The 22,659-nt window shown below is 48.7% G+C and carries 14 protein-coding genes; 4 read left to right on the top strand and 10 right to left on the bottom strand.

From position 1 onward, the window contains the following. Complete coding sequence (gene mltF, locus OS145_RS12520) at positions 1 to 1,374, bottom strand: membrane-bound lytic murein transglycosylase MltF (RefSeq protein ID WP_006956900.1); 1,374 nt, start codon at positions 1,372 to 1,374, stop codon at positions 1 to 3. Further along, positions 1,375 to 2,637, bottom strand: coding sequence for an amidohydrolase (locus OS145_RS12515; protein WP_050750018.1), 1,263 nt, complete (start codon positions 2,635 to 2,637; stop codon positions 1,375 to 1,377). A 115-nt stretch (positions 2,638 to 2,752) separates the two neighbouring features. Between OS145_RS12515 and tadA the strand changes: the two genes are divergently transcribed. Further along, a complete protein-coding gene (gene tadA / locus OS145_RS12510; RefSeq protein WP_207328228.1) occupies positions 2,753 to 3,250 on the top strand; it encodes a tRNA adenosine(34) deaminase TadA in 498 nt (165 codons plus the stop codon). On the opposite strand, the gene OS145_RS12505 is transcribed toward tadA, so the two are convergent. The 3 genes from OS145_RS12505 to OS145_RS12495 all read right to left on the bottom strand — a co-directional run bounded on the left by OS145_RS12505 (position 3,209) and on the right by OS145_RS12495 (position 11,207). Then, positions 3,209 to 4,600 (bottom strand): Na+/H+ antiporter NhaC family protein, encoded by a 1,392-nt coding sequence (locus tag OS145_RS12505; RefSeq protein WP_006956903.1) that lies wholly within the window; start codon positions 4,598 to 4,600, stop codon positions 3,209 to 3,211. The two genes, tadA and OS145_RS12505, sit on opposite strands and share 42 nt — an antisense overlap. A gap of 118 nt (positions 4,601 to 4,718) precedes the next feature. Beyond that, a complete protein-coding gene (locus OS145_RS12500; RefSeq protein ID WP_006956904.1) occupies positions 4,719 to 7,874 on the bottom strand; it encodes a TonB-dependent receptor in 3,156 nt (1,051 codons plus the stop codon). Between the two features lie 129 nt (positions 7,875 to 8,003). After that, a complete protein-coding gene (locus tag OS145_RS12495; protein ID WP_006956905.1) occupies positions 8,004 to 11,207 on the bottom strand; it encodes a TonB-dependent receptor in 3,204 nt (1,067 codons plus the stop codon). A gap of 429 nt (positions 11,208 to 11,636) precedes the next feature. Here OS145_RS12495 and OS145_RS12490 point away from each other — a divergent pair, with 429 nt between their 5' ends. Further along, a complete protein-coding gene (locus tag OS145_RS12490) occupies positions 11,637 to 12,830 on the top strand; it encodes an endonuclease/exonuclease/phosphatase family protein (RefSeq protein WP_006956906.1) in 1,194 nt (397 codons plus the stop codon). Positions 12,831 to 12,861: 31 nt separating this feature from the next. Here the strand turns inward: OS145_RS12490 and OS145_RS12485 are convergent, their stop codons facing one another. From OS145_RS12485 to xseA, 5 genes are all read right to left on the bottom strand, one after another. After that, entirely contained in the window at positions 12,862 to 13,239 is a 378-nt protein-coding gene (locus tag OS145_RS12485; RefSeq protein WP_006956907.1) for a response regulator, read from the bottom strand. Between the two features lie 6 nt (positions 13,240 to 13,245). Further along, positions 13,246 to 15,702 carry an ATP-binding protein gene (locus tag OS145_RS12480; RefSeq protein ID WP_006956908.1) on the bottom strand — a complete coding sequence of 819 codons (2,457 nt, stop codon included), beginning with the start codon at positions 15,700 to 15,702 and terminating at the stop codon, positions 13,246 to 13,248. A gap of 107 nt (positions 15,703 to 15,809) precedes the next feature. After that, entirely contained in the window at positions 15,810 to 17,387 is a 1,578-nt protein-coding gene (gene guaA / locus OS145_RS12475; RefSeq protein ID WP_006956909.1) for a glutamine-hydrolyzing GMP synthase, read from the bottom strand. Between the two features lie 69 nt (positions 17,388 to 17,456). After that, entirely contained in the window at positions 17,457 to 18,926 is a 1,470-nt protein-coding gene (guaB, locus tag OS145_RS12470; RefSeq protein ID WP_006956910.1) for an IMP dehydrogenase, read from the bottom strand. Between the two features lie 67 nt (positions 18,927 to 18,993). Further along, on the bottom strand, positions 18,994 to 20,313 hold the full coding sequence (gene xseA, locus OS145_RS12465; RefSeq protein WP_006956911.1) for an exodeoxyribonuclease VII large subunit: 1,320 nt from the start codon (positions 20,311 to 20,313) through the stop codon (positions 18,994 to 18,996). A gap of 123 nt (positions 20,314 to 20,436) precedes the next feature. On the opposite strand from xseA, the gene OS145_RS12460 reads away from it, so the two are divergent. Beyond that, on the top strand, positions 20,437 to 21,387 hold the full coding sequence (locus OS145_RS12460) for an alpha/beta fold hydrolase (protein ID WP_006956912.1): 951 nt from the start codon (positions 20,437 to 20,439) through the stop codon (positions 21,385 to 21,387). Next, positions 21,384 to 22,658: an O-acetylhomoserine aminocarboxypropyltransferase/cysteine synthase family protein gene (locus OS145_RS12455; protein ID WP_006956913.1), complete on the top strand. Its 1,275-nt coding sequence runs from the start codon at positions 21,384 to 21,386 to the stop codon at positions 22,656 to 22,658. Before OS145_RS12460 ends, OS145_RS12455 begins: the two co-directional genes overlap by 4 nt. Position 22,659 lies beyond the last annotated feature (1 nt).

Raw genomic sequence — 22,659 nt, 5'->3', positions numbered from 1 at the left:
TCACAATCGTCCTTGCTTATCTAACCATTTTAGCGTGTCATAGAAACGCCTAATGTTACCGACATAGGTGACGGGTTCATCACCGCGTGCAAACCCAAATTTAGTTTGACGATAAAACTGCTTTTGACGCAACAGTGGCAACCGCTTCTTCACATCCAGCCAACGATCGGGGTTGCCCCCTTGCCGCTGTGTTAATACACGCGCATCCTCTAAATGCCCAAAACCAATATTATAGGCAGCTAAGGCGAACCACGTGCGATCGGGCTCGGGGATACGAGCGGGGATACGTTGCAGCATACGTTCAAAGTAGCGCGCGCCACCACGGATACTCTGCTCGGCATTCAAACGACTCTGTACGCCCATCGCTTTAGCTGTTGGTAGAGTCAACATCATCATACCGCGAACGCCCGTCGGTGATACGGCGCGAGGATTCCATAATGACTCCTGATATGAAATAGCGGCAAGTAGACGCCAATCAAGCTTGCCCGAGTGTTGTTTAAATAAATTAATATATTTAGGAAGTTGTTGCTCGACCGCATCAATAAACAACCGCGTCGTGACATAGTTAAACTGTTTGACGTGACCGAAGTGCTTTTCTTTGATGTAAGCTAAGCGACCACTTTCTCGAACTTCGCCAAAATATTCGATAACCGCCGCATACAAAGAGTCATCCGGCATATCTTTCATTGCCCACGCGACTGCCAACTCACGTTGGGCTGTAAAAGCAACACTGAGCCCCGGGTGAGCTCGCCGTTGGATTTCCAATTGATTGCTATCTGCAATGGTATAGTCGATTTCTTCGCGATCGACCATTCGCATTAACTCAACAGCATCATGTTCGCTGGTTGAACGCCATTTTAACTTGGGGAATTCATCCTCAATTGAACGTAAAAACTCTTCATGTGAGCTACCCGTCACGACGACAACTTCACCATCATCGACTTGTGCCCAGTCTCTAGGTCGTTGCCTGGACCCCTGTTTAAAAATAAGCTTGTGGCTTATCTCATCGTAAGGAGGACCAAATCGAAATAAAGCGCGCCGCTGGGCGGTTTCATCGAGCCCCGCAGCAACGATATCAATTTCTCCCCGTTGCAATAGCGTAAAAAGATCGGCGACATCAAAGCGAGGTACTATCTGCAGTTCGACACCCATACGGTTCGCGAAACGCTGCGCTAACTCATACTCAAAGCCTTGCTCGCGCTCATGGTCATAGAAAAAACTCGTCGGATTCATCAGTGTCCCGACACGGATCACTTGCCGTTCTTTCACTATGTCTAGCTGATTGGGTGTCGGTTGGGGTGTACAACCTTGCAACCCTATTAGAAAAGTTGCTAAGAGCACCCCATAACACCACTTTACCGCATTTAACTGCATCTACAATGACTCTAAAGTCCAGTTTACGTAGAGGTTTACACCCGTTTTAAGCGCCTTCTCATCAGCGTAAAAATACGGCGAGTGATTACTCGGCTCTGACGCCATATCACGCCCCTCGGGTGTTACACCCAAAAACACAAACATGCCGGGTACTTCTAACGCATAATAAGAGAAATCTTCAGCGCCTGTGACCAATGGCACTTCTTTAACGTTGTCTGCGCCAGCGATCTCGCGCGTAATAGGCAGCATTTCCTCAACAAGGTCAGGGTTATTAACCGTGACAGGGTAACCTAGATCGATTTTAACGTCCGCTTCAGCGCCATTTGCCTCGGCAATGGTTTCCGCTGTATGCGTCAGACGATTATGGATATCCGAACGGATATCCATATCAAAATTTCTTATGGTGCCGATCAGGGTGACATCATCGGGAATAATATTGTTTCGCACACCGCCCTCGACTATACCGAATGAGAGGACTGCCGGTGCTTTTGTAATATCGGTTTGACGGCTGATAATCGTTTGCGCGCTATTAATAATCTGCGCTGACGTCACAATCGGGTCAACCCCAGCCCACGGACGCGAGCCATGAGTCTGTTTGCCTTTGACGGTAATCTCAAATTTATCCGATGACGCCATTAATGGGCCTTTACGATAACCAATATGACCGGTTGGAAAACCTGCCCAAACGTGAATTCCGAAAACACGCTCAGGTGGGTAGTCAGGGAACACATCACTAAACAGGCCTTGTTTGAGCATCAACTCAGCACCGCCTTCCTCCCCTTCTGGCGCCCCCTCTTCTGCAGGTTGGAAGATAAACAGTACGTTGCCGTTAAGCTCATCGCGCATACTGGCGAGCTTTTCGGCCGCCCCCATTAACATCGCAACGTGCGTGTCATGCCCACAGGCATGCATGACGCCCACTTCCTTGCCGCGATAAGTTGACTTAACCGTGGACTTAAATGGCAGTTCGGTTTTTTCAGTGACTGGTAGGGCATCCATATCTGCGCGTAATGCCACCGTGGGGCCGTCGCCACGGCCTTTTAATAAACCCACCACGCCGGTGTGGGCGATATCGGTTTTCACTTCTAACCCAAGTTCGCGCAAGTGGTTGGCCACCATCTTGGCGGTTTCGTATTCTCGGTTACTCAACTCCGGGTTCGCGTGAATATGACGACGCCAATCAATCACTTTTTGTTCCAGGGTACTGTCAATCATCACCGGTGACTGCTGTTGCGCATACGTTGGAGGTGCCCATACGCTCATCACCGCTGCCGTTGTTAGTGCAAATGCCCAGTGCTTCATTGTTGTTCTCCCCGCGATAGGGTTTGGCCGCAAAATGTGGATGTCATTCATCTTAGTCTGCGCTAAAATCGCTGCCATGACAACTGATGAAATCTACATGCAACGTGCCCTTGAGTTGGCGCATAAAGCCGCTGACGAGGATGAGGTGCCGGTTGGAGCGGTGCTGGTACTTAATGACATGATCGTTGGCGAGGGCTACAACCAAGTCATTACCTTATCAGACCCCAGTGCCCACGCCGAAGCACAAGCGATCCGCGCTGCCGGAAAAAACGTGGATAACTACCGTCTGACTGACTCTACGTTGTACGTCACTTTAGAGCCTTGTGCAATGTGTGCAGGGCTGATCACTCATGCGCGTGTTAAACGTCTAGTCTTTGGTGCTCCCGATCCGCGAACTGGTGCGACAGGCACGGCAATTGAAGTACTCAACCATGTCTCAATGAACCACCGTGTTGAGGTAACGTCTGGCGTGTTAGCCGAGCCCTGTGGCGATATCCTACGCCAATTTTTCAGGGCTCGCCGAAAGAAGGCGTCAACCGATAGCAGCACCGGTGATAGCAAAGGCAACGACTGACGCGCCACCCGCCAGCAACGCATAAGGTAATTGCGTACGAACGTGGTCGATATGCTCGGTGCCTGACGCCATGGAGGCAATAATCGTGGTGTCGGAAATCGGCGACGCATGATCACCGAAAATACCACCCGATATCGCTGCCGCGATAAAAGGAGCCAACGGCAAATTCAACGACATGGCGATAGGGATTGCCAGCGGCAGCATGATGGCAAAGGTACCCCAGCTTGAACCGATAGAGAACCCCGTCAGTGCCGCTAACACGAATATCAGCGGCAATAGCATCCAAACTTGAATACTGCCATCAAGAATCGATGCTAGAAATTCGCCCGTTCCCATATCGCGAGTTAACCCGCCTAAGGTAATCGATAACCATAAAATAATCGCGAGTGGCAAAATGTTCCACGCGCCCTGCAAGGCTGCTTTGATGATGGTGAGTAGCGACGTTTTACGTACCCATTTTGTACCCACGATGGCAATCGCCAGCGCTGTATAGATAGCAATAAACACGCTTAAGGTGCCATCGCCTTTAACCAGCACGCCGTTGCCCGTAATTAATAACATCACCGGTACCATCACCACGAGGCTCAACAGAGAGATTAAAACGACAGCGGTGCCTTTGCCATAGCTTGGCTTACTTTTACCCTCATCACCCCAGTTATGTTTTGATACGCGGTCAGGCTGTGCGTTGCGCTCGAACGCTTTCATTGGGCCAATATTCCAGTCAAACCATGCCACCACTAACGCCAGTAATACGGCAAAAATGGCATAAAAGCTAAAGCCTAAAGACTGAATGAATACCCACAAGGGTTCTTCAACGCCTTGTTTGGCGATCAATGTGAGGTTAAACGCACCCCAGGCATTCAGCGGAATCAAGATACAAATAGCGGCACAGGTGGAATCCACGATGTAGGCGAGTTTTTCGCGCGAAATACCCAAGCGGTCGTAGAGCGGACGCGAGGTCGTACCGGCTATCATAATGGTGACATTGGACTCGATAAAGACCACCACACCCAATATCCAGGTCATCATTCGTGCCCTACGCTTATTTTCGACCCACTGGCGTTGCTCAAGCTTTTGTACGAACTGTTTAAAGGTACCGCCCTTTTCCAGCACACCGAACAAAGCACCGATTCCAAGTGTAAAGAACCAGACCAGCATATTACTGCTATCGGTGAGTGTGCTCCAACTGGACCACCCAGTCCCCTGCGCTATATTTTCAAACGAGGGCCAAAACAGAATGATATTAGCGAGTAAGATACCGCCAATAAGCGCCAATAAAACGCGTCGCGTAACGATAGCAAAAATGATGGCAAGTAGTGAAGGTAGTAAACTGGTCCAGCTCAGTTCCATAGTGGTTTTTATCTAATAAGTGATTGAGCGAGGTTAGCGGAATTAGCGGTAAGCGGCAAGATATGAAAATAAAAAGGCCGCTCAAATGAGCGGCCTTTGACGATGTCTTAGGACATACTTAGAACTTATATTCGAAGCCTACACGTACTGACCACAATGAAGGCGCACCTGCACGTGATTGAACGCGTGGGTCACGGAAACTTTCAAATACGTACTGGCCTTGATCGTTGATGCTCACATCAGCGACCGTCACAGCGCGTGGGAAGCTTGCTTCGTATAATACACCCCAGTCGTCGTTCAACAAGTTACCTAAGTTCTCAACAACGAAAAAGGCTGATGCTTCGTGGTCGTTGCTGAATGCTGGCAGTTGTTGTTCAACACGTAAATCAACTTTGGTCCACCACTTAGAGTTGAATTCGTTACGTGGTGCGATACCACCCGCGTACTCACCCAATCCTTGTGAGTTGATGAAGTCGAAGAACGCTTGTGAGTCGAACGGATTACCGTCCCCATCCATGCCGGCGACAAAGTTAGGATCGTCGATACCGGTCGGTACGTAAAGTAGTTGACGACCTTGGTACGCAACATCACCGAATGCACCGTCAGACATAGTGAACGAGTATGGACGACCTTCGTTGCGCGTAGCAAACAAGGTCATAGTGTTCTCGTAACCCATGATTTCTGAAGTGTACGTTGCACGGAACGTGAAGCGGTGCGGGATCTCGTAGTTAGAGGTCGACACGCCTGGGTTCTGTGGGTTCGCCGTTGCTAAGTTGGTGTAGTTAGAGAACGCCACTGAGCTGGTCATTGGGTTCACGTCTTTCGCACGGTTGTAAGCGTATGCAAAGCTCCAGTCTAAACCGAAGTCATATGACTTGTTCAATGCCAGTGAAACAGTCGTTTGTGAACCTGAATCACCTTTAACATTGGTTAACAAGAAATCGTCGCCTTGGTCACGACCGTCGGTAGAGAGTTCGCTAAATATAGGACGACCATCTGGCGCTGTGCCCGTTTGCTCTAAGCCGAGGTTGTAGATAACGGCTGCGTCTTTCTTCTCAGTGTGTAAGAAGTCAACCAATAACACGTAGTCATTATCGAACGTGTAAGTTGCACCCAACGCGTATTTCCACTCGTTTGGCAATTCGAAGTTTGGATCCATGGTGTTGATTGGACCTTCACCGTTCGCATTAGCGACTTCGTCAAACAGGTTTTGTGGAATGTCGTAGATTGGACGACCTTCGCCTGTGTGAGGAATGTTGAACAAGGTGTTACCGCCCGCGAAGAAGTCACCGAATAGGTTCGCTTCGTACTGAGTAACACCGTTGTTTGAATAGTTGTTAGAGATCCATACGTTCGGGTTACCGCCTGAGTACAAGCCAACGCCACCACGTACTTCTAACTGTGGGCTCACAAACCAGTTGAAACCAAAACGTGGTTGCAGCAAGTCTTGGCCGTCCATGTTTTGCTGGTTAGAGAAACCGTAAAGGTCTTCTACCAATGGGTTGTTTACTGGGTTATCGCTGCTAGTGTACCAGTCATAACGTAATCCATAAGTAAACGTAATATCCATTGGCGCGTAGTAGTACTCGTCCTGTACGTATGCCGTGTTTACAGCGTAAGAGAATTCTGCTGCCGCATCCGTTGGGTTATTCGTACCTGCTGCGCTTTCATAGATTACACGGCTTGGTGTACCGGCTTCAAAATCGTCGATAGAGCCAAAACGGTATTCACCTTCCGCTTCTTGTACGAACAAGTTATAAACGTCGTATTTCTCTTGCTCGATACCTGCGGAGATGATGTGATCACCGGCAAGGTAAGTCCCTTTTAACTTGAAGAACGTCGTGTCATACTTCAATTTGTTTGCGTGACGCGAGTCATCTGCACCTAAGTAGACGGTTGCATCGTTAACGCCGATTTGTACTTCACCGAACTCGGTGCCGCCTAATGGGTTAACGCGTGCGTCTAGCTCTGAGTAACCCACACGTACTTCAGTAGAGAAGTTGTCTGTCCAGTCAGAGAAGAACTCACCAACATATGAAGTGAACTTAGAACCACGCTCATAGAAGTGGTTAGAGAACTCAAGCTCATCTGCGTCGCCGTCTGATTCAGCAATCGAGAAACCATCGTTGTAGTTATAGGTAAATGATGCACGGTGTGCGTCATTGATATACCAATCTAACTTAGCTAAGAACTTCTCGTCCTCCACTGGCAAGCTCGCAGGGAACGTGCCGGGATCGTAGTTGTAGTTGTTGATCGCGATTTGGCGAATACGCTCCGCGTCCGCTGCAGAAACACCTAATACAGGTGATGCTACGCCGGTGCCTTCTGGACCGCGGTCAAAGGTGTCAGAACCTTCGAGCTTTTCATAAGAGGTGAAGAAGAATAGTTTGTCTTCTAAAATAGCGCCGCCGACATTAAAGCCGTAGCGTTTTTCGTTGAATGCGCCAACGTTGATGCTGTCGCCTTCAAGCTTACTGCCTTGTAAAGAGTCGTTGGTGTAATCAAAAAACACTCCACCGAACATTTCATTGTCACCTGATTTGGTGACAGCGTTGATGTTACATGCGGTGAAACCACCGTATTGTACATCGAACGGTGCGAATTCGACTGCAACCTGTTCGATTGCATCATAAGAGAAAGGCATACGCTCTGTTGGATAACCGCTTGAATTCAAGCCAAAGTTATCGTTCATACGCACACCATCAACAGTCAAGCTGTTGAAACGTGGGTTTGCACCACCACACTGGATGTCGCCTGCATTCGTTTCGTTGATGTAGATACGTGGGTCGATACGCACTACGTCTTTTAGGTCACGGTTAGCGGCCGGCGCGTCTTGCAAGTCTGCAAGATTGAAGTTTGCCGCTGGGCTATTACTGCCGTACAACGCATTAGTTGGCGCCGCACCCGTTACACTGATTGTTTCAATATCTTGAGGTTCAAGAACTACATTCACGGTTTCTGAGTCACCTAACGTGAGGTAAACGTTTTCAATGACTTGGCTTTGACCGTTAGGACCTTTAACCATCAACGTGTATGGGCCACCCACTGGCAAGCCTCGTGATGAAAATGTTCCTTGCGCGTTGGTCGTTAAGGTTTTAACTGAGCCAGTGCGTTCATCACGCAACTGAATAGTTGCACCGCTAATGATAGAACCTGATTCTGCGGTTACGACGCCTCGAATGCTTGATGAGGTGTCTTGTGCAAGCGCAGCACCTGATACAGTCATTGCGATGGCAGCGGCCAAAGCGGTGCGCTTAAAAGTTGAGTTAAACATGTGTGTTCATCCCCGTTAGTTCAACACTGTTGTTATGTAATTCAGTCCGTGAAGTGTAATCCGTGATCGTGTCAGTTCTGTGACATGATCAAAAAAAAGCCCCTCAACAAAATTGAGGGGCTCTGAGCCTTAGAACTCGTAGCGTACGCCGAGTTTGACAGACCATGATGATGCGCCAATATCATATTCGTCGTAGTTCTGCGGAGCATAGCCGTTGAACAAGCGTTCGATTTGATATTTACCATCATCAGACAAGCCACCGAAATCATAAAGATCGACTTGTGGATAGCCTAAGCGTTTCTCAACACCCCAGTCACTATTCAATAGGTTTGCAAGGTTATCGATGGTGAAGTACAAGGTACCACGATGACCTTCAGCAAAACCTGGGATTTGCTGCTTAATGCTTAAGTCCAAATTGGTGACCCATGGTTGAGTACCGCTATTGCGATCCATGATGTATCCGCCTGGAGCGATACCAGCACGGTCAAGCACTGCACTCAACTCATCCCAAGAGACTGAGTTGTCCCAGTCGACATTTGGATCGTCTGCACCAGAAGGGATGTAAGCAAGATAAGCTGACTGCGTGTAGAAGTCGCGCGTATCACCGAAATCGCCATCTTGATACATGCTCATGGTGTAGCTAAATGGACGACCTGAGCGACGCTCGTAGAACAAGTTGATGTTAGTTTTGTAACCATCAAAGAATTCTTTTTCGTAACCCACGGTAACTTTGAAGCTGTGCTCAATTTCATAGTCGCCACGAGCCGAGAACGGTTGGTTACGCGATTTAGCTACATAATGCTGGTAGTTACTCTGAGCCTGTGAAGAAGATCCTGGAGAAACCTCTTCGACGTCTTGGTGCGTATAGCTCATGGTCACGTTGAGACCATTATCCCACTGCTTCGCCAATGACTGAGTAAAGATGTAGCTACGGCCATGATCTTCAGCGTTAGTCATCATGATATCGAAATTATCCGAGCGGTTACCGCTGTAGATCGTATCGTAAATGATGCGTTCGCCGTCAGCCGCGGTTCCTGTTGGTTCAAGCGCTGTATTTAACCATACGGCTTCATCTTGCTTACGAATGTATAGCAATGATGTTGTCGCACGGAAATCGTTACCGACCATCGGGATATCGAAGCTGTAGTCAGCAGCCAACTGAGCACGCCAGTCGTTTGGCAGTTCAAAGTTAGGGTCAGTGTAGTTAGTGCTACCTGCGCCTTGCTCTAGCGAGTCCTTGATGGCTTGTGGTACTTGAGTGAAATCCGCTGGATCTGAGCTGTTCGCGAAGTAATCATTGATAAAATCGCTGTTCGCAGATACTAACGTAATACCGTCCTTAGTGAACGGGTTACTGTACCAAACGTTTGGTACTCCGCCATAGAAACGACCTACGCCACCACGTAAAGTAACGTCGTCATTTAAGTAGTACTTAAAGCTCACGCGCGGCAAAATGATGTCCATACCATCAAGGTTTTCTTGGTTACTGAAACCATAGGTATCAACAAAGTTTTGGTTCAACGTCGGTTTGTCATCTGATGACAAACGCTCATAACGAACACCCGCTGTTAACTCAAGATCAGGCGTTGGGTAGAAGGTATCTTCTACGTATAGTGCTGTGGTGTAACGAACCGCATCATACGCAGCGTCTTCTGGATTACCGGTATAAGCGTTCTGGTACGAGAAGTCATAAGTACCGTTGTAGTTACCGATTTCACGGTTTTGGAATCCATCAAAGCTATCGAATTCCCATGCACCTAAACTCTCAGGAACAAACTTGTTGTATAAACGCAGACGCTCATACTCAGCACCGAAAGCAAGCTCATGCTCACCTAATAGGTAGGTCGCATCAAAGTTGAAAGTCAGGTTCTGGTTCTCAACTTTGTTCGCGTGACGATATTGGTCAGCACCGAATTCGTACGCAGGACCGCGGAAGAATTCTTCAACTTTTACTGCGCCAAAGTCAGCGTTGGTGATTGAATCAGACACAACATCTTTATAGGTAATACCCATTTCGGTGATGAAGTTTGCTGACCAGTCACTGTATAGACGTGCGCTGATGTTGCTCATGCGCGTGTGGTAATCATAAATACGTGAGTTAAGTACGACAGTGTTACCGCCACTTGAGTGACCACGGATGTCTGAGTTATCTTGCCACTGATAGGTTAAATCAAGACGGTGATCTTGGTTTACGTTCCAGCTTAACTTAGTTAACCATTTACGGTCTTTATCTTCTGGCGCGCCTGGCAGTGAATCTTGGACGCCGTAAGTGTTTTCCAAAATACTTAGGAACTCTTCGAAGTTCTCACGTGTCGTGTAGAATTCGTTGCTCGCCCCGCTACCCTGGAAGCCGTATTGATAATCGAGTTTACTGTTCCACTCTTCATAGTTGGTGAAGAAGAACAAGGTGTCTTCGATGATCGGGCCGCTTAGCGCCATACCAAAGGTTGAAGTCTTTTGAATCGGCTCAACGTCAACGGTTTCGTATTCACGGAAACCTTGGTCATTACCAGAGGAACCGGTAATACGGTTTAAGCGCTTTGAATCGCCTTTCATGTCAGGTGAAGAGTATTCGTAGAAGAACTCGCCTTCAAACTCGTTAGTACCTGATTTAGTGACTGCGTTAATTGTACCGCCAGAGAAATCGCCTTTCTTACTTGAGAAAGGTGCCACGTCAACTGAGATTTGTTCGATTGAGCTCAATGAAACCGGTGGCTGCTCCGTTGGGTAACCGCCATAGTTTAGACCGAAGTCATCGTTCTGGCCGATACCGTCAACAGTAATGCTGTTTGAGCGTGGGTTACCACCTGCAATCGACATTTCGCCATTACCACGGATAGAAACCAATGGGTTGATACGCGCGATGTCTTTAAGGTCACGACTTAAGCTTGGCATGTTATCGATGGTTTCTTCACCGAAGTTACTGCTCGCGCCACCGCTTTCGGTCATGATAACTGAGCCAGATACTGAAATACGTTCCATGTCGTTATTTTTCAGTTGGCTTGTCACACGTAAGGTATCACCCAAAGCAAGATAAAGATTATCAAGCTCTGCGTCTTGGTATTTGTCTGAATCGATAACGACTGTGTAAGGACCACCTACACGCAGACCTTTCGCAGTAAAGGTACCGTCAGCGCTAGTGACAAACTCGTTCACAGTCCCTGTCGGTTCATGGGTAACGATAACTTTAGTGTTCGCTACTGGGTTTCCTTGTGGGCCTGTGATCACACCGCGCATTGACGATGAGGTCTCTTGAGCCATGACACTCGTCGACATTCCTACTGCTAACGCGATGGCAGCAGAAATACGACTCACCTTGGAGTTGAATTTCATTGAGTTATCCCTGAGGTTGTAATTAAACGTACTAATGGTTTTGGTACAGCAAGCTCACTAGCAAATGAGCTAAATTTTGAGTGCGCATTTATAACGCTGGAATATGACAACTTGATGACACTGAGGGGTGTGCAGAAAAAACTGAGATGGGATGCTGGACGTTCTACTTTACATAAAAACGAGTTAGCAACGCTTAATGAACCACGGTATAACCGTCGGTTTAAGACGGGAAAGCTGACTGCGTGAAAAATTTCACGGCAGCGGCTTAAAACGGGCTGTTTGTGAAGAACATTTAAATTCATTAAGCTTCTGCGACATTTTCGTGTCAGATATGTGACATATTTTAATCAATTTTTATGCGCTTGCCTAGTGTTTAGGGAACCTTTATTCTTCCGTGTTGTCGTATCGTTCCATTTTGCAGGCTTTCAGATGAATTCTATGCGTAGTATCTTTGTATTCTCGTTGCTTTTAATAATGACTTATTCAAACTTCTCTTTAGCGCAAGACTCCGTACGTATCGCGACTTTCAACGTCAGTATGGACTCCAGCAACCACCTTCCCAACTCAGAACTTCCCAACACTCATGCATCGGTGTTACCGCGAGTTTTGCAGGAAAACAATGCCCAAATTCGTGGCATCGCGGAGATTATCCAGCGCGTTCGGCCGGATATTATTCTTCTCAACGAGTTTGACTACGTCCCCCAAGAACAAGGGATTGACGTATTTTTAAACAGTTATTTAGGGGAATCGCAAAATAATCTTAAACCTATTTCGTACCCCTATGTTTACACCGCACCTGTCAATACCGGTTCCCCTTCTGCGTTTGACCTCAACCGGGATGGCAAAGCGACCGGCCGGGGCAATGATGCTTGGGGCTTTGGTTGGTATCCAGGGCAGTACGGTATGGTGATCTTATCAAAGTACCCGATACTGAGAGAACAAATTCGCACTTTCCAACACTTCTTGTGGAAAGACATGCCGGGTCACCATGTCCCTTATGTACACGATGAAGAAGGCAAGCCAACGAATGAGCCATGGTACAGCGATGAGGCTATGGCGCAATACCCGCTGAGCTCAAAGTCTCACTGGGATGTCCCGGTTCAAATAGGTGGTAAAGTTGTACATGTTTTAGCTCAGCATCCAACTCCGCCAGCGTTTGACGGCCCAGAGAACCGCAATGGCATGAAGAACTACGACGAAATTCGTTTCGTGCGTGACTATCTGACCCCCGGCGCTGATAACTACATTTACGATGACCAAGGTCAGCGTGGTGGTATCGCTGCCAATGGCTCTTTTGTAGTACTGGGCGATCTCAACGCGCAAGCCGGTGCGAGCGGCGTGGATGGTGCTATGACTCAGTTATTAGAACATCCGCGTGTCAACGATGTGATGCCAATGAGTGAGGGCGGCGCAAATCACTCACCGGATATTGAGGGATCTAAATATCACACCGCCGCGTGGCGTAAACGGGTAGACTATGTACTGCCTTCTGACGACTTAATTGTGAAAGACGCGGGGATTTTTTGGCCGGTTCAGGGTGAACCAGGTTATGAATTGATGAAAAAACGGGATGCTTCTTCTGACCACCGTCTCGTTTGGCTCGATATCGAACTACCTGAGTGATTGAGGCATAGGCCAAGCACAACGGCTTGGCCTACAAACGCTCATCCAAGTCGCGCAACATGCGCTCGATAATTTCATACCTAAACGGCTTGCTGATAAAGCCCACCATTCCTATTGCGCGGGCTTTTTCTCTTAATTCGGAGTCATCGATAGCACTCACCATGAAGGTGGCGGGGATACTAGGCATCACCTGTTTGAGTTCGCTGTATAGCTCGAGTCCTGACATCTGTGGCATATTCTGATCGATTAACACGCAATCAACGGGCGTCTTTTTTAAAATATTCAATGCATAAACAGGATTCGTTTCTGCGATAACTTGTGGCACACCGATCATTTCAATGAGCTCTTTTAGCACCATTAAATTCGTGGTGTTATCATCGATAACCAGTGCACGCTTTAAACGTTTCATTTCTAATCACCTCATGGGAAACGATATAGTAAACGCACTTCCCTGTTCTAGAGGTTGATAACTGACCTCGCCTCCCATCAGGCGCATCAACTCACGACAAATGGCCAAACCGACTCCAGTTCCCTCCACCGACGTTTGTTCACGTCCAAACCGATTAAATGCTTCAAATAAACGAGCGCGATATAACGGCGGAATCCCCCAACCTTCGTCCTTAACAGTTATTGTGTACACCTCTTCTGTTTGGGCTTCAATCACTTTTACTTTCGAATGTTTAGGACTGTACTTAATCGCATTAGACAACAGGTTAGTGAGTACTTGTTTAAAACGTATCGGATCGGCTTTCAGTTCAATAGCGTTTGGCAATAGCTCGCATTGAACCTGTATTTTTGACGTTTCTAGCGTTTCGCTAAACCAGTCGATCGTCTCAGCAATCAAAAATTGTGGAACGACCTGCTCAATCGTTACTGTAAGTGACTTAGACTCTAGCTTCGACAGCGTTAATATATCATCAACCAAATGATTTAAATGCTCCGCTGCACTGATTAAACGTCTGATTGAATCTCTCTGCCCGACATCCGCTAACTTGAAGCGCAAAATATCTGCAATACCCAGTATGGTCGTCAATGGTGTTTTTATTTCATGCGTAATCGACGACAACAACTTTGATTTAGCACGGTTTGCCTCATTAGCAGCATCCTTGGCAGCCCTGAGGTTTTGCTCGATTGCCTTACGCTCACTAATATCGGTCAGGGTGCCGATAATCAGCGCTTGTCCCGATGCTTCGTCTTCGAGTACCTGGCCGCGACTTTGCACCCACACGTAGCTACCGTCCTTTCGTTGCAATCGGTAGTCAGCGCTCAATGGCCGTTTAGTACGCTGAGCATGCAGTCGTAATGCCTTGACCTTTTCACGGTCGTCGGGATGAATCCAGCTCGAATACTCATCAAGGTTAAACACTCGTTCTGGACGCTGAGATATCTCTTCGAAGTTATCAGTGACTTCGACTCGATTGTGTTCTATTGATTGTGTAATAAGCGACTCACCGCTGCTTTCTAGCGCAAATCTTAATCGCGCTTCATTCTTTCGCAAACTAAATAGGTTGCTGCGTAATTGCTCAGCGACTTGCGTAATTTGTAAAGCGAGCCGATTCAGTTCCGGCGCTTCGAGATCGGGAATCGTAAGTTCGAATTCCTGTCGACCGGTTTGTGCCAACGCATCGGATAACTTTTTCAGATTACGGTTTAATCGCTGACTGAAGCGATATGTGCGACTTTTTACAAATTGAAAATACAGTAAGTAGAAAATCACGAGTCCTGCAAGCAGGATCAGACTGAGCAATTCAGTTTGCCGGTAAATGCTATTGGTACGTGCAAGTAGCTTTTCCTCTTCCACTAATACCAAAACCTGCCAATCCGTTTCTGCGACAGGGTGCCAGGCGGCAATATAAGACATCCCACCCAACGCAATAGCTTCTAAGCTGTCATGATCATGTTGCCAAAGCGACAAAAGATGTTCAGCGCCTTTAATATCTGACAAAGCGGCACTTTGGTAACCGATTTCATCTTGCTTTGCGTGTTTTACTGCAACGCTTTTAGGCACAGTAATATCAAGGCGCTGTTGCGCTCGTTCCGATAAGGCAAGAATCTTCCCCGACTGACTGGCGAGTACCACAAAGCCGTCCCACGGCACGCGCGTGTGAGTTAGATAGTTAACGAGCTTTTCGATGGTGACATCGGCGCCCGCGACTCCTACCAATGAATCGTCCTTATAGACCGGTGCAATCACCGATAACATCCAACCTTGTCCCGCAGGATCGAGGTAAACGGGTGTCCAAACAGGCTTGCGTTCGGGATTGTGTTTTTTATCAGCGAGATAGAAAAAATTAAACTTAGGAATGTTTACGTCGGCCGCGTATTGTGAACCAACATCGATAAACGGATAAATAACGTTGAGGCTATCGTGTGTATTAAAGTAGACCTGCTGTACCCAACTGTCTTCAGCGACCATTTGCCGCATCACTGGAGTTAGTAGATGTAATTGTTCGATACGGTCGAGATTCTGTTGAGGCAATGGTGTCAGCGATGAATAGAAGGCAGCAATCCCATCTTTGCCCAGTGCCTCCTGCGTAAAGGACTGTCCGTTCGCTCCCTGCGTCCACGCTTCATGCCCTTGCCATGTGATCCGTGGGTCATCAAGCACCGCAGCTATCGATTCACGATAAAGAGCCAGTTGGTCCTGTACAGAGGCCAATTGAGCATCCACGACCGTTGCTTGGCGTTTGGCTATTTGCGTTGATTCAGATAAAGCCGTTTCGACGAGTTCTTGTTTGGTTTGCTGTGTTACCCATTGATTGGTCACTACATAAATAGTTATCAGCGCCAGCTCCACCATAATCATGGGTAGCAGTGCATAGCGCCTAAATGCCTGCCAAAGACTCTGACTTAACGAACGGTTTCGATCCATCTTACACCGCTTAACAAATGACTACGAATAAGCGCTACTATGCCGACTTTTTGTTAGTTCGGCAATGGCATAAAAAAGCCCGCGAGTCGCGGGCTTCGATGACTGTGTTATTCCCACTCTATCGTGGCGGGCGGTTTGCCCGAAATATCGTAGGTGACTCGCGAAATACCGTCGACTTCGTTGATGATACGATTCGACACTTTTTCCAATAATTCGTACGGTAAATGTGCCCAACGTGCGGTCATAAAATCGATAGTTTCGACTGCACGCAGTGAAACCACCCAATCATACTTGCGCTGATCGCCCATAACACCGACCGAGCGTACGGGTAAGAACACCGCAAATGCTTGGCTTACTTTGTGATACCAATCGGCTTTGTGCAACTCATCAATAAAGATCGCATCGGCGCGGCGCAACAGGTCACAGTACTCTTTCTTAATCTCGCCCAATACGCGCACACCCAGCCCCGGTCCTGGGAACGGATGACGGTAAAGCATGTTATAAGGCAGACCGAGTTCTAGACCAATTTTGCGTACTTCGTCTTTAAACAGCTCGCGCAATGGTTCAACTAAACCGAGTTTCATATCCTCGGGCAAGCCACCTACGTTGTGATGCGATTTAATGACGTGTGCTTTACCGGTTTTTGAACCTGCTGACTCAATGACATCGGGGTAGATGGTACCTTGCGCGAGCCAGTCGACTTCGGTCAACTGAGACGCTTGCTCATCGAAGATCTCAATAAAGGTATTACCGATAATTTTGCGTTTCTTCTCTGGATCCGCTTCGCCTTTCAGCGCGTCTAAGAAGCGTTGCTCCGCTGCGACGGGAATAATGTTTAAACCAAAGTGGTCACCAAACATTTCCATGACTTGCTCGGCTTCATTTAAACGTAGCAAGCCGTTATCAACAAACACGCAGGTCAGCTGTGAGCCAATTGCACGGTGTAACAACATCGCTGTTACCGATGAATCCACGCCACCGCTTAAGCCCAAAATCACTTTATCGCTACCGACTTGCTCACGAATACGCTCGATCGCGTCTTCGATAATCTGTGCGGGCGTCCATTGTTTTTCGCAACCACAGATACCGCTGACAAAATGCTCAAGCATACGCATGCCCTGACGCGTGTGGGTAACCTCTGGGTGGAACTGAACACCATAAAAACGACGTGATTCATCCGCCATTGCCGCATATGGGCAGTACGAGGTGGTGGCGACGGTATGGAAGCCCTCTGGAATGGCTTCGACTTTATCGCCGTGGCTCATCCACACGTCCAACAATGGCTTGCCGTCTTCGCTGACCGCATCTTCGATCGCTTCAAATAAAGGGCTTTCTGTTACGAGCTCGATTTGGGCATAGCCAAATTCGCGTTCGAGTGAGCCTTGCACTGACCCACCCAATTGATGCGCCATGGTTTGCATGCCATAACACACGCCCAAGACAGGGACACCCGCCTTAAATACATAGTCTGGCGCGCGCGGAGAACCGGCTTCAGTGACGCTCTCGGGTCCGCCCGAAAGGATGATGCCTTTTGGATCGAAGTCTTTAATGTCTTGCTCGTCGACATCCCATGCCCACAGTTCACAGTAAACGCCAATTTCACGGATACGGCGCGCTATTAGTTGGGTGTATTGAGAACCGAAGTCTAAAATCAAAATTCGGTGGTCGTGGATATCTCTGCTCATTGTTGGGTCCCAGTAACAGGTAAAACTAAAAGTAAAAGAGCCGCCTTAGCGGCGGCTCACAAATCGGTATTAAGAACTGCGGTAGTTTGGCGCTTCTTTGGTGATTTGCACATCGTGTACGTGTGATTCACCCATGCCAGCCGCAGTGACTTTGACAAACTGTGGCTTGGTGCGCATCTCTTCGAGATTGGCGCAACCGGTCAAGCCCATCGCCGAACGAACACCGCCCATCTGCTGATGAATAATAGCCGAAATGGGACCTTTGTAAGCGATGCGACCTTCGATACCTTCCGGTACCAATTTTTCAGCTTCATTGCTGTTTTGGAAGTAACGGTCCGACGAACCGTTGCGTTGATTCATCGCGCCAAGGCTACCCATACCACGATATGATTTGTAGTAGCGACCTTGATACAGCTCGACTTCGCCTGGTGACTCTTCGGTGCCGGCTAACATGCTACCCACCATCACACAGTGCGCGCCAGCAACTAAGGCTTTCGCAATGTCGCCAGAAAAGCGGATACCCCCGTCTGCAATCACAGGTACACCGGTACCTTTCAGCGCATCTGCCGCATCGCTAATCGCGGTAATTTGCGGCACGCCACAACCGGTGACGATGCGTGTCGTACAAATAGAACCTGGACCGATACCGACTTTGACGGCGTCTACGCCAGCATCCACCAAGGCTTTCGCACCTGCCGCCGTTGCCACGTTACCGGCAATGATTTGTAAGTTCGGATAGGCTTTCCGGGTTTCTTGGACACGTTTTAACACACCCTCTGAATGGCCGTGAGAGGTATCAATCAGCAATACGTCAACGCCCGCTTCAACTAACAGCTTAATACGCTCTTCGGTACCTGGACCTACACCAACCGCTGCACCTACGCGCAACGAGCCGAGTTCATCTTTACAGGCATTCGGTTTGTTTTCGGCTTTTTCAAAGTCTTTGAGGGTGATCATGCCTTTTAATTTGTAGGCATCATCGACCACGAGAATTTTTTCGATGCGGTGCTTATGCATTAACTGCAAGATTTCATCGCTTTGCGCGGTTTCATGTACCGTAACTAGGCGTGATTTATCGCTCATCACTTCCTTTACCGGCTTAGAATCATCGTCCTCAAAACGTGTATCACGACCGGTCACGATGCCGACCAAGTCGCCGTTTTTCTCGATTACAGGAAAGCCTTGGAAGCCGTGTTCGGCAGTCAATGCTTTAATCTCACCAATGGTGGTGTCGGGGTTCACGGTGACCGGATCATTGACCATGCCACTCTCGTACTTTTTCACTTTGCGTACGTGTGCTGCTTGATCTTCAGGTGTCATATTCTTGTGGATGAACCCTAGGCCGCCTTCTTGCGCCAGCGCGATAGCGAGTGGTGCTTCTGTGACGGTATCCATCGCTGCTGAAACCAACGGGATATTGAGCGTGATGCCACGCGTTAATTGGGTTTTGAGATCCGCTTGATGCGGTAATACGTTTGAGTGCCCTGGGACAAGTAGGACGTCGTCGAAAGTAAGGGCTTCTTGGGCGATTCGCAGCATTTGCAACACTCCGTGACTGGATTCATGTTGCGCGTGGATTTTACTCGATAATGGTTATTTTAGCAACTTATTCTGAACACTTTCTAACGTTAAATTCACCACCTGCCACTTTAACACTGAGCTTTTGCTCTGCTTGCGTCTGCTCAGGCTGCGTAATCACATGACCCTCTTCATCTCGCACAATAGCGTACCCTCTATCAAGCGTATTCAGTGGGCTCACTAAGTTTAATGCATGCAGTAAGGCGCGTTGCCGTTGGTGCTGTTGTTTGAGCCATGCTTCAGCGACTAGCGGTATACGTTGCTGAATCTGCGAGAGCTTTTGTTGAGCGCGCGACAATTCACGTTGCGGGTGGACCTGCTGCAAACGTTGGATAGCATGCTGACGTCGCTGTTGCTGATTAACCAAGGTTCGCTGCTGGGCGCGATACACACGCGCTAATAATTCATCTAAACGCTGGCTTTGTTGTTGCAGCTGTCGTTGCGGATGCTGTTGATTCAGTCGAATTTGTAGTTGTTGTAGTAAACTGTGTTGACGCTCTATGCGGCGCTTTTGGCCGGTCGCCAAACGCTGTTGCAACTGCTGTAAACGATTGACTTGGGCGCTACGATCTTGGGTCACCTGCTCGGCGGCTGCCGACGGTGTCGGCGCTCGCAAATCGGCGATAAAATCACAGATGGTAAAATCAACTTCGTGGCCAATCGCACTGATGACAGGCACCGGGGCATCGAGTAATAGGCGCCCGACTTGCTCATCATTAAAACACCACAGGTCTTCTAACGAGCCACCGCCACGGGTTACTATCAGCACATCAACTTCATTACGCTGAAACGCAGTGTGTAATGCGTTTTTTATTTGCGGTATTGCGGCGTCACCTTGCACGGCGGTCGGGTAAATAATGACGTCGACGCTCGGATCGCGGCGTTTCATCACCGCTAACACATCTTGAATAGCTGCGCCTGTCGGCGACGTGATAACACCAACGCGGCGGATATGTTCGGGTAGTGGCCGCTTGCGCTCTTGCGCGAATAAGCCCTCGGCCGCTAGTTTTACTTTAAGTTGCTCAAACTGCTGCTGCAACAAGCCGATACCGGCCTCTTCCATGTGCTCAACAATGAGTTGGTAGTCGCCGCGCGGCTCGTACACCGTCACCCGACCACGCACCAATACTTGTAAGCCATTTTGCGGGCGTACTTTGGCGCGCTGATTATTACCACGAAACATGGCACAACGTATTTGGGCGCGTTCATCCTTTAAGGTGAGGTACCAATGGCCCGAGTTTGGTGCGGCAAAATTGGAGATTTCGCCCATCAACCATACGTGTCCAAAGCCCTGCTCTATTGCCTTGCGGATATCGCTGTTGAGTTGTGTGACGGTATATATCGACATGGGCAAATCATAGCACAACCGAAGAGCGTGCTACCATATTGCATTTGGACGTCTAAACATCTTGACGGTTAAACGTAAGTATTGCTAAATTGAACTCATCCATTAATCGGCGTTGAGGTCATCATGGTTTTTCCGGTAGGACGCTCCTTTTATACAGAAACACCTTATGGACGGGTGAAAGGTTTTCGCTTCGGTAATAGTGACGCGAAGCCCGAACATACGATTATTGTGCAAGGCGGTATCAGCGCCAGCGGTCAACTGTGGCGCTTAGACGGTCATGGGTGGTGGCAGTCGTTACACCCGCTATTTGCGCCGCACCCTGAGCTGCAAGTGATCAGTTTAGATTATCTCGGCGGTGTCGGTGGTTCTGATACGCCAGAAGAGCCTATCACTCTGTCGCAGCACGCTGAGGCTTATGCCAGCGTATTGCGTTCACTCGGTTTAACACAACCAGGTGCCTGGTTGGGTGGTTCGTTTGGCGGCGTACTCGGTTTGCAGTTGGTTCAGGATGGGCTCATTAAACCCGATGCACTGGTCGTGATTGGCGCGGCTCATCAACCTTCGGTGCAATCGGCAGCACTGCGCCTATTTCAGCAAGCGTTATTGCAACAAGCCGATTGTTCCCAACAAGGCGTCGTGTTGGCGCGGGCACTGGCCATGTTGACTTACCGCAGCGCAGATGAATTTGAGCAGCGCTTTAATGATGGCGATGAAGCTTTTAGCTATTTACTGGCGCAAGGTGAAAAGTTACTTAAGCGGCATGGCCAGCATGCGCAGAGCTTGTTTACCCATTTGACGCCTATTTTAAACGAGTACCGAATCGACCCATCGCGCGTTACGGTGCCGGTGCAACTGGTTGGCTTTGAGTCCGACATTATTGCGCCCCCGCGCTTGATGCATCAGTTAGAGGCGGCGTTACCTGATTGCCGTGGACTCGCCCTGATTGATACACCCTTTGGTCACGACGGCTTTATTAAGAACGTAGCCGACTACGCCGCTGTTGTGCGCCATTTTTTGCCCCAACTAGAGACGACACGGGGTGCTCAATCACCCCTGACCGAGGATATTTTATGAAAGACGAAACGTTAGCGATTCATCATGGTTATACCACCGACGCAACTACCAAGGCGGTTGCTACGCCGATTTATCAGTCGGTCGCTTTTGAGTTTGATAACGCCCAGCATGGGGCCGATCTATTTGATTTGACGGTGCCGGGTAATATTTATTCGCGTATTATGAATCCGACTCATGATGTACTCGAGCAACGCGTTGCCGAGCTCGAACATGGCATCGCTGCACTCGCCGTTGCATCGGGGATGGCTGCGATTGAATATGCGCTGATCACGCTCGCCAGTCAGGGCGATAATATTGTCACTACGCCGCAGCTCTATGGGGGCACCTATACCTTGTTCCGCCACATGCTGCCCTCGTTTGGCATCGAGGTACGCTTTGCTGAAAATGATACGGCAGAAGCGGTTGCTGCGCTCATTGATGACAACACCAAAGCCGTTTATTGTGAAACCATTGGCAACCCCGCGGGTAATGTAGCGGATTTAGAAGGACTCGCTGAGGTCGCTCATGCCCAAGGCGTACCGTTAGTGGTTGATAACACAGTGGCTTCACCGGTGCTCTGTAAACCCATCGATTTTGGCGCCGATATTGTCGTGCACTCGTTAACCAAGTATATCGGTGGCCACGGGACCTCGGTGGGCGGACTGATCGTGGACTCAGGTCGTTTTGACTGGGTTAAGCATAAAGACCGCTTCCCACAGTTTAGTCAGCCGGAGCCCGCGTATCATGGCATTGTCTATACCGAGGCATTTGAGGCTGCTGCTTTTATTGCCCGGGTCAGGACCGTTGCGCTGCGCAATACCGGTGCGGCGATTTCACCGTTTAATGCGTTTTTAATCCTGCAAGGGCTCGAAACGCTCCCGCTACGGATCGAGCGTCATTGCGAAAACGCACTGAAAGTGGCTGAGTATTTGCGTGAGCACCCGCAGGTTGAGTGGGTACGTTTTGCCGGCTTTGAAGATGACGCATATTACCAACGGGTGCAAAAATACATTAATGGCGGTGTTCCTGCTTCGCTGCTGACCTTTGGCATTAAAGGAGGGTTTGAGGCCGGTGTCCGTTTTTACGACGCATTAGCGCTATTCAAACGTTTGGTGAATATTGGCGATGCTAAGAGTTTAGCGTGTCATCCTGCCTCAACCACTCACCGCCAGCTCAATGAGCAAGAACAAGCGGCGGTTGGTGTGACACCTGAGGCGATACGCCTTTGTGTGGGTATCGAACATATTGACGATATTATTGGGGATCTCGAGCAAGCCTTACAGCAAGCATAAA

It is taken from the genome of Idiomarina baltica OS145 (assembly GCF_000152885.1).
Taxonomy (GTDB): domain Bacteria; phylum Pseudomonadota; class Gammaproteobacteria; order Enterobacterales; family Alteromonadaceae; genus Idiomarina; species Idiomarina baltica.
The sequence above is the reverse complement of the archived record's forward strand: the minus strand, read 5'-3'. Positions and strand labels throughout refer to the sequence as shown.

Coding starts and splice junctions, on each gene's coding strand:
- mltF (WP_006956900.1), bottom strand. CDS start 1,374: ATGCAGTTAAATGCGGTAAAGTGGTGTTATGGGGTGCTCTTAGCAACT.
- OS145_RS12515 (WP_050750018.1), bottom strand. CDS start 2,637: ATGAGCGTATGGGCACCTCCAACGTATGCGCAACAGCAGTCACCGGTG.
- tadA (WP_207328228.1), top strand. CDS start 2,753: ATGACAACTGATGAAATCTACATGCAACGTGCCCTTGAGTTGGCGCAT.
- OS145_RS12505 (WP_006956903.1), bottom strand. CDS start 4,600: ATGGAACTGAGCTGGACCAGTTTACTACCTTCACTACTTGCCATCATT.
- OS145_RS12500 (WP_006956904.1), bottom strand. CDS start 7,874: ATGTTTAACTCAACTTTTAAGCGCACCGCTTTGGCCGCTGCCATCGCA.
- OS145_RS12495 (WP_006956905.1), bottom strand. CDS start 11,207: ATGAAATTCAACTCCAAGGTGAGTCGTATTTCTGCTGCCATCGCGTTA.
- OS145_RS12490 (WP_006956906.1), top strand. CDS start 11,637: ATGAATTCTATGCGTAGTATCTTTGTATTCTCGTTGCTTTTAATAATG.
- OS145_RS12485 (WP_006956907.1), bottom strand. CDS start 13,239: ATGAAACGTTTAAAGCGTGCACTGGTTATCGATGATAACACCACGAAT.
- OS145_RS12480 (WP_006956908.1), bottom strand. CDS start 15,702: ATGGATCGAAACCGTTCGTTAAGTCAGAGTCTTTGGCAGGCATTTAGG.
- guaA (WP_006956909.1), bottom strand. CDS start 17,387: ATGAGCAGAGATATCCACGACCACCGAATTTTGATTTTAGACTTCGGT.
- guaB (WP_006956910.1), bottom strand. CDS start 18,926: ATGCTGCGAATCGCCCAAGAAGCCCTTACTTTCGACGACGTCCTACTT.
- xseA (WP_006956911.1), bottom strand. CDS start 20,313: ATGTCGATATATACCGTCACACAACTCAACAGCGATATCCGCAAGGCA.
- OS145_RS12460 (WP_006956912.1), top strand. CDS start 20,437: ATGGTTTTTCCGGTAGGACGCTCCTTTTATACAGAAACACCTTATGGA.
- OS145_RS12455 (WP_006956913.1), top strand. CDS start 21,384: ATGAAAGACGAAACGTTAGCGATTCATCATGGTTATACCACCGACGCA.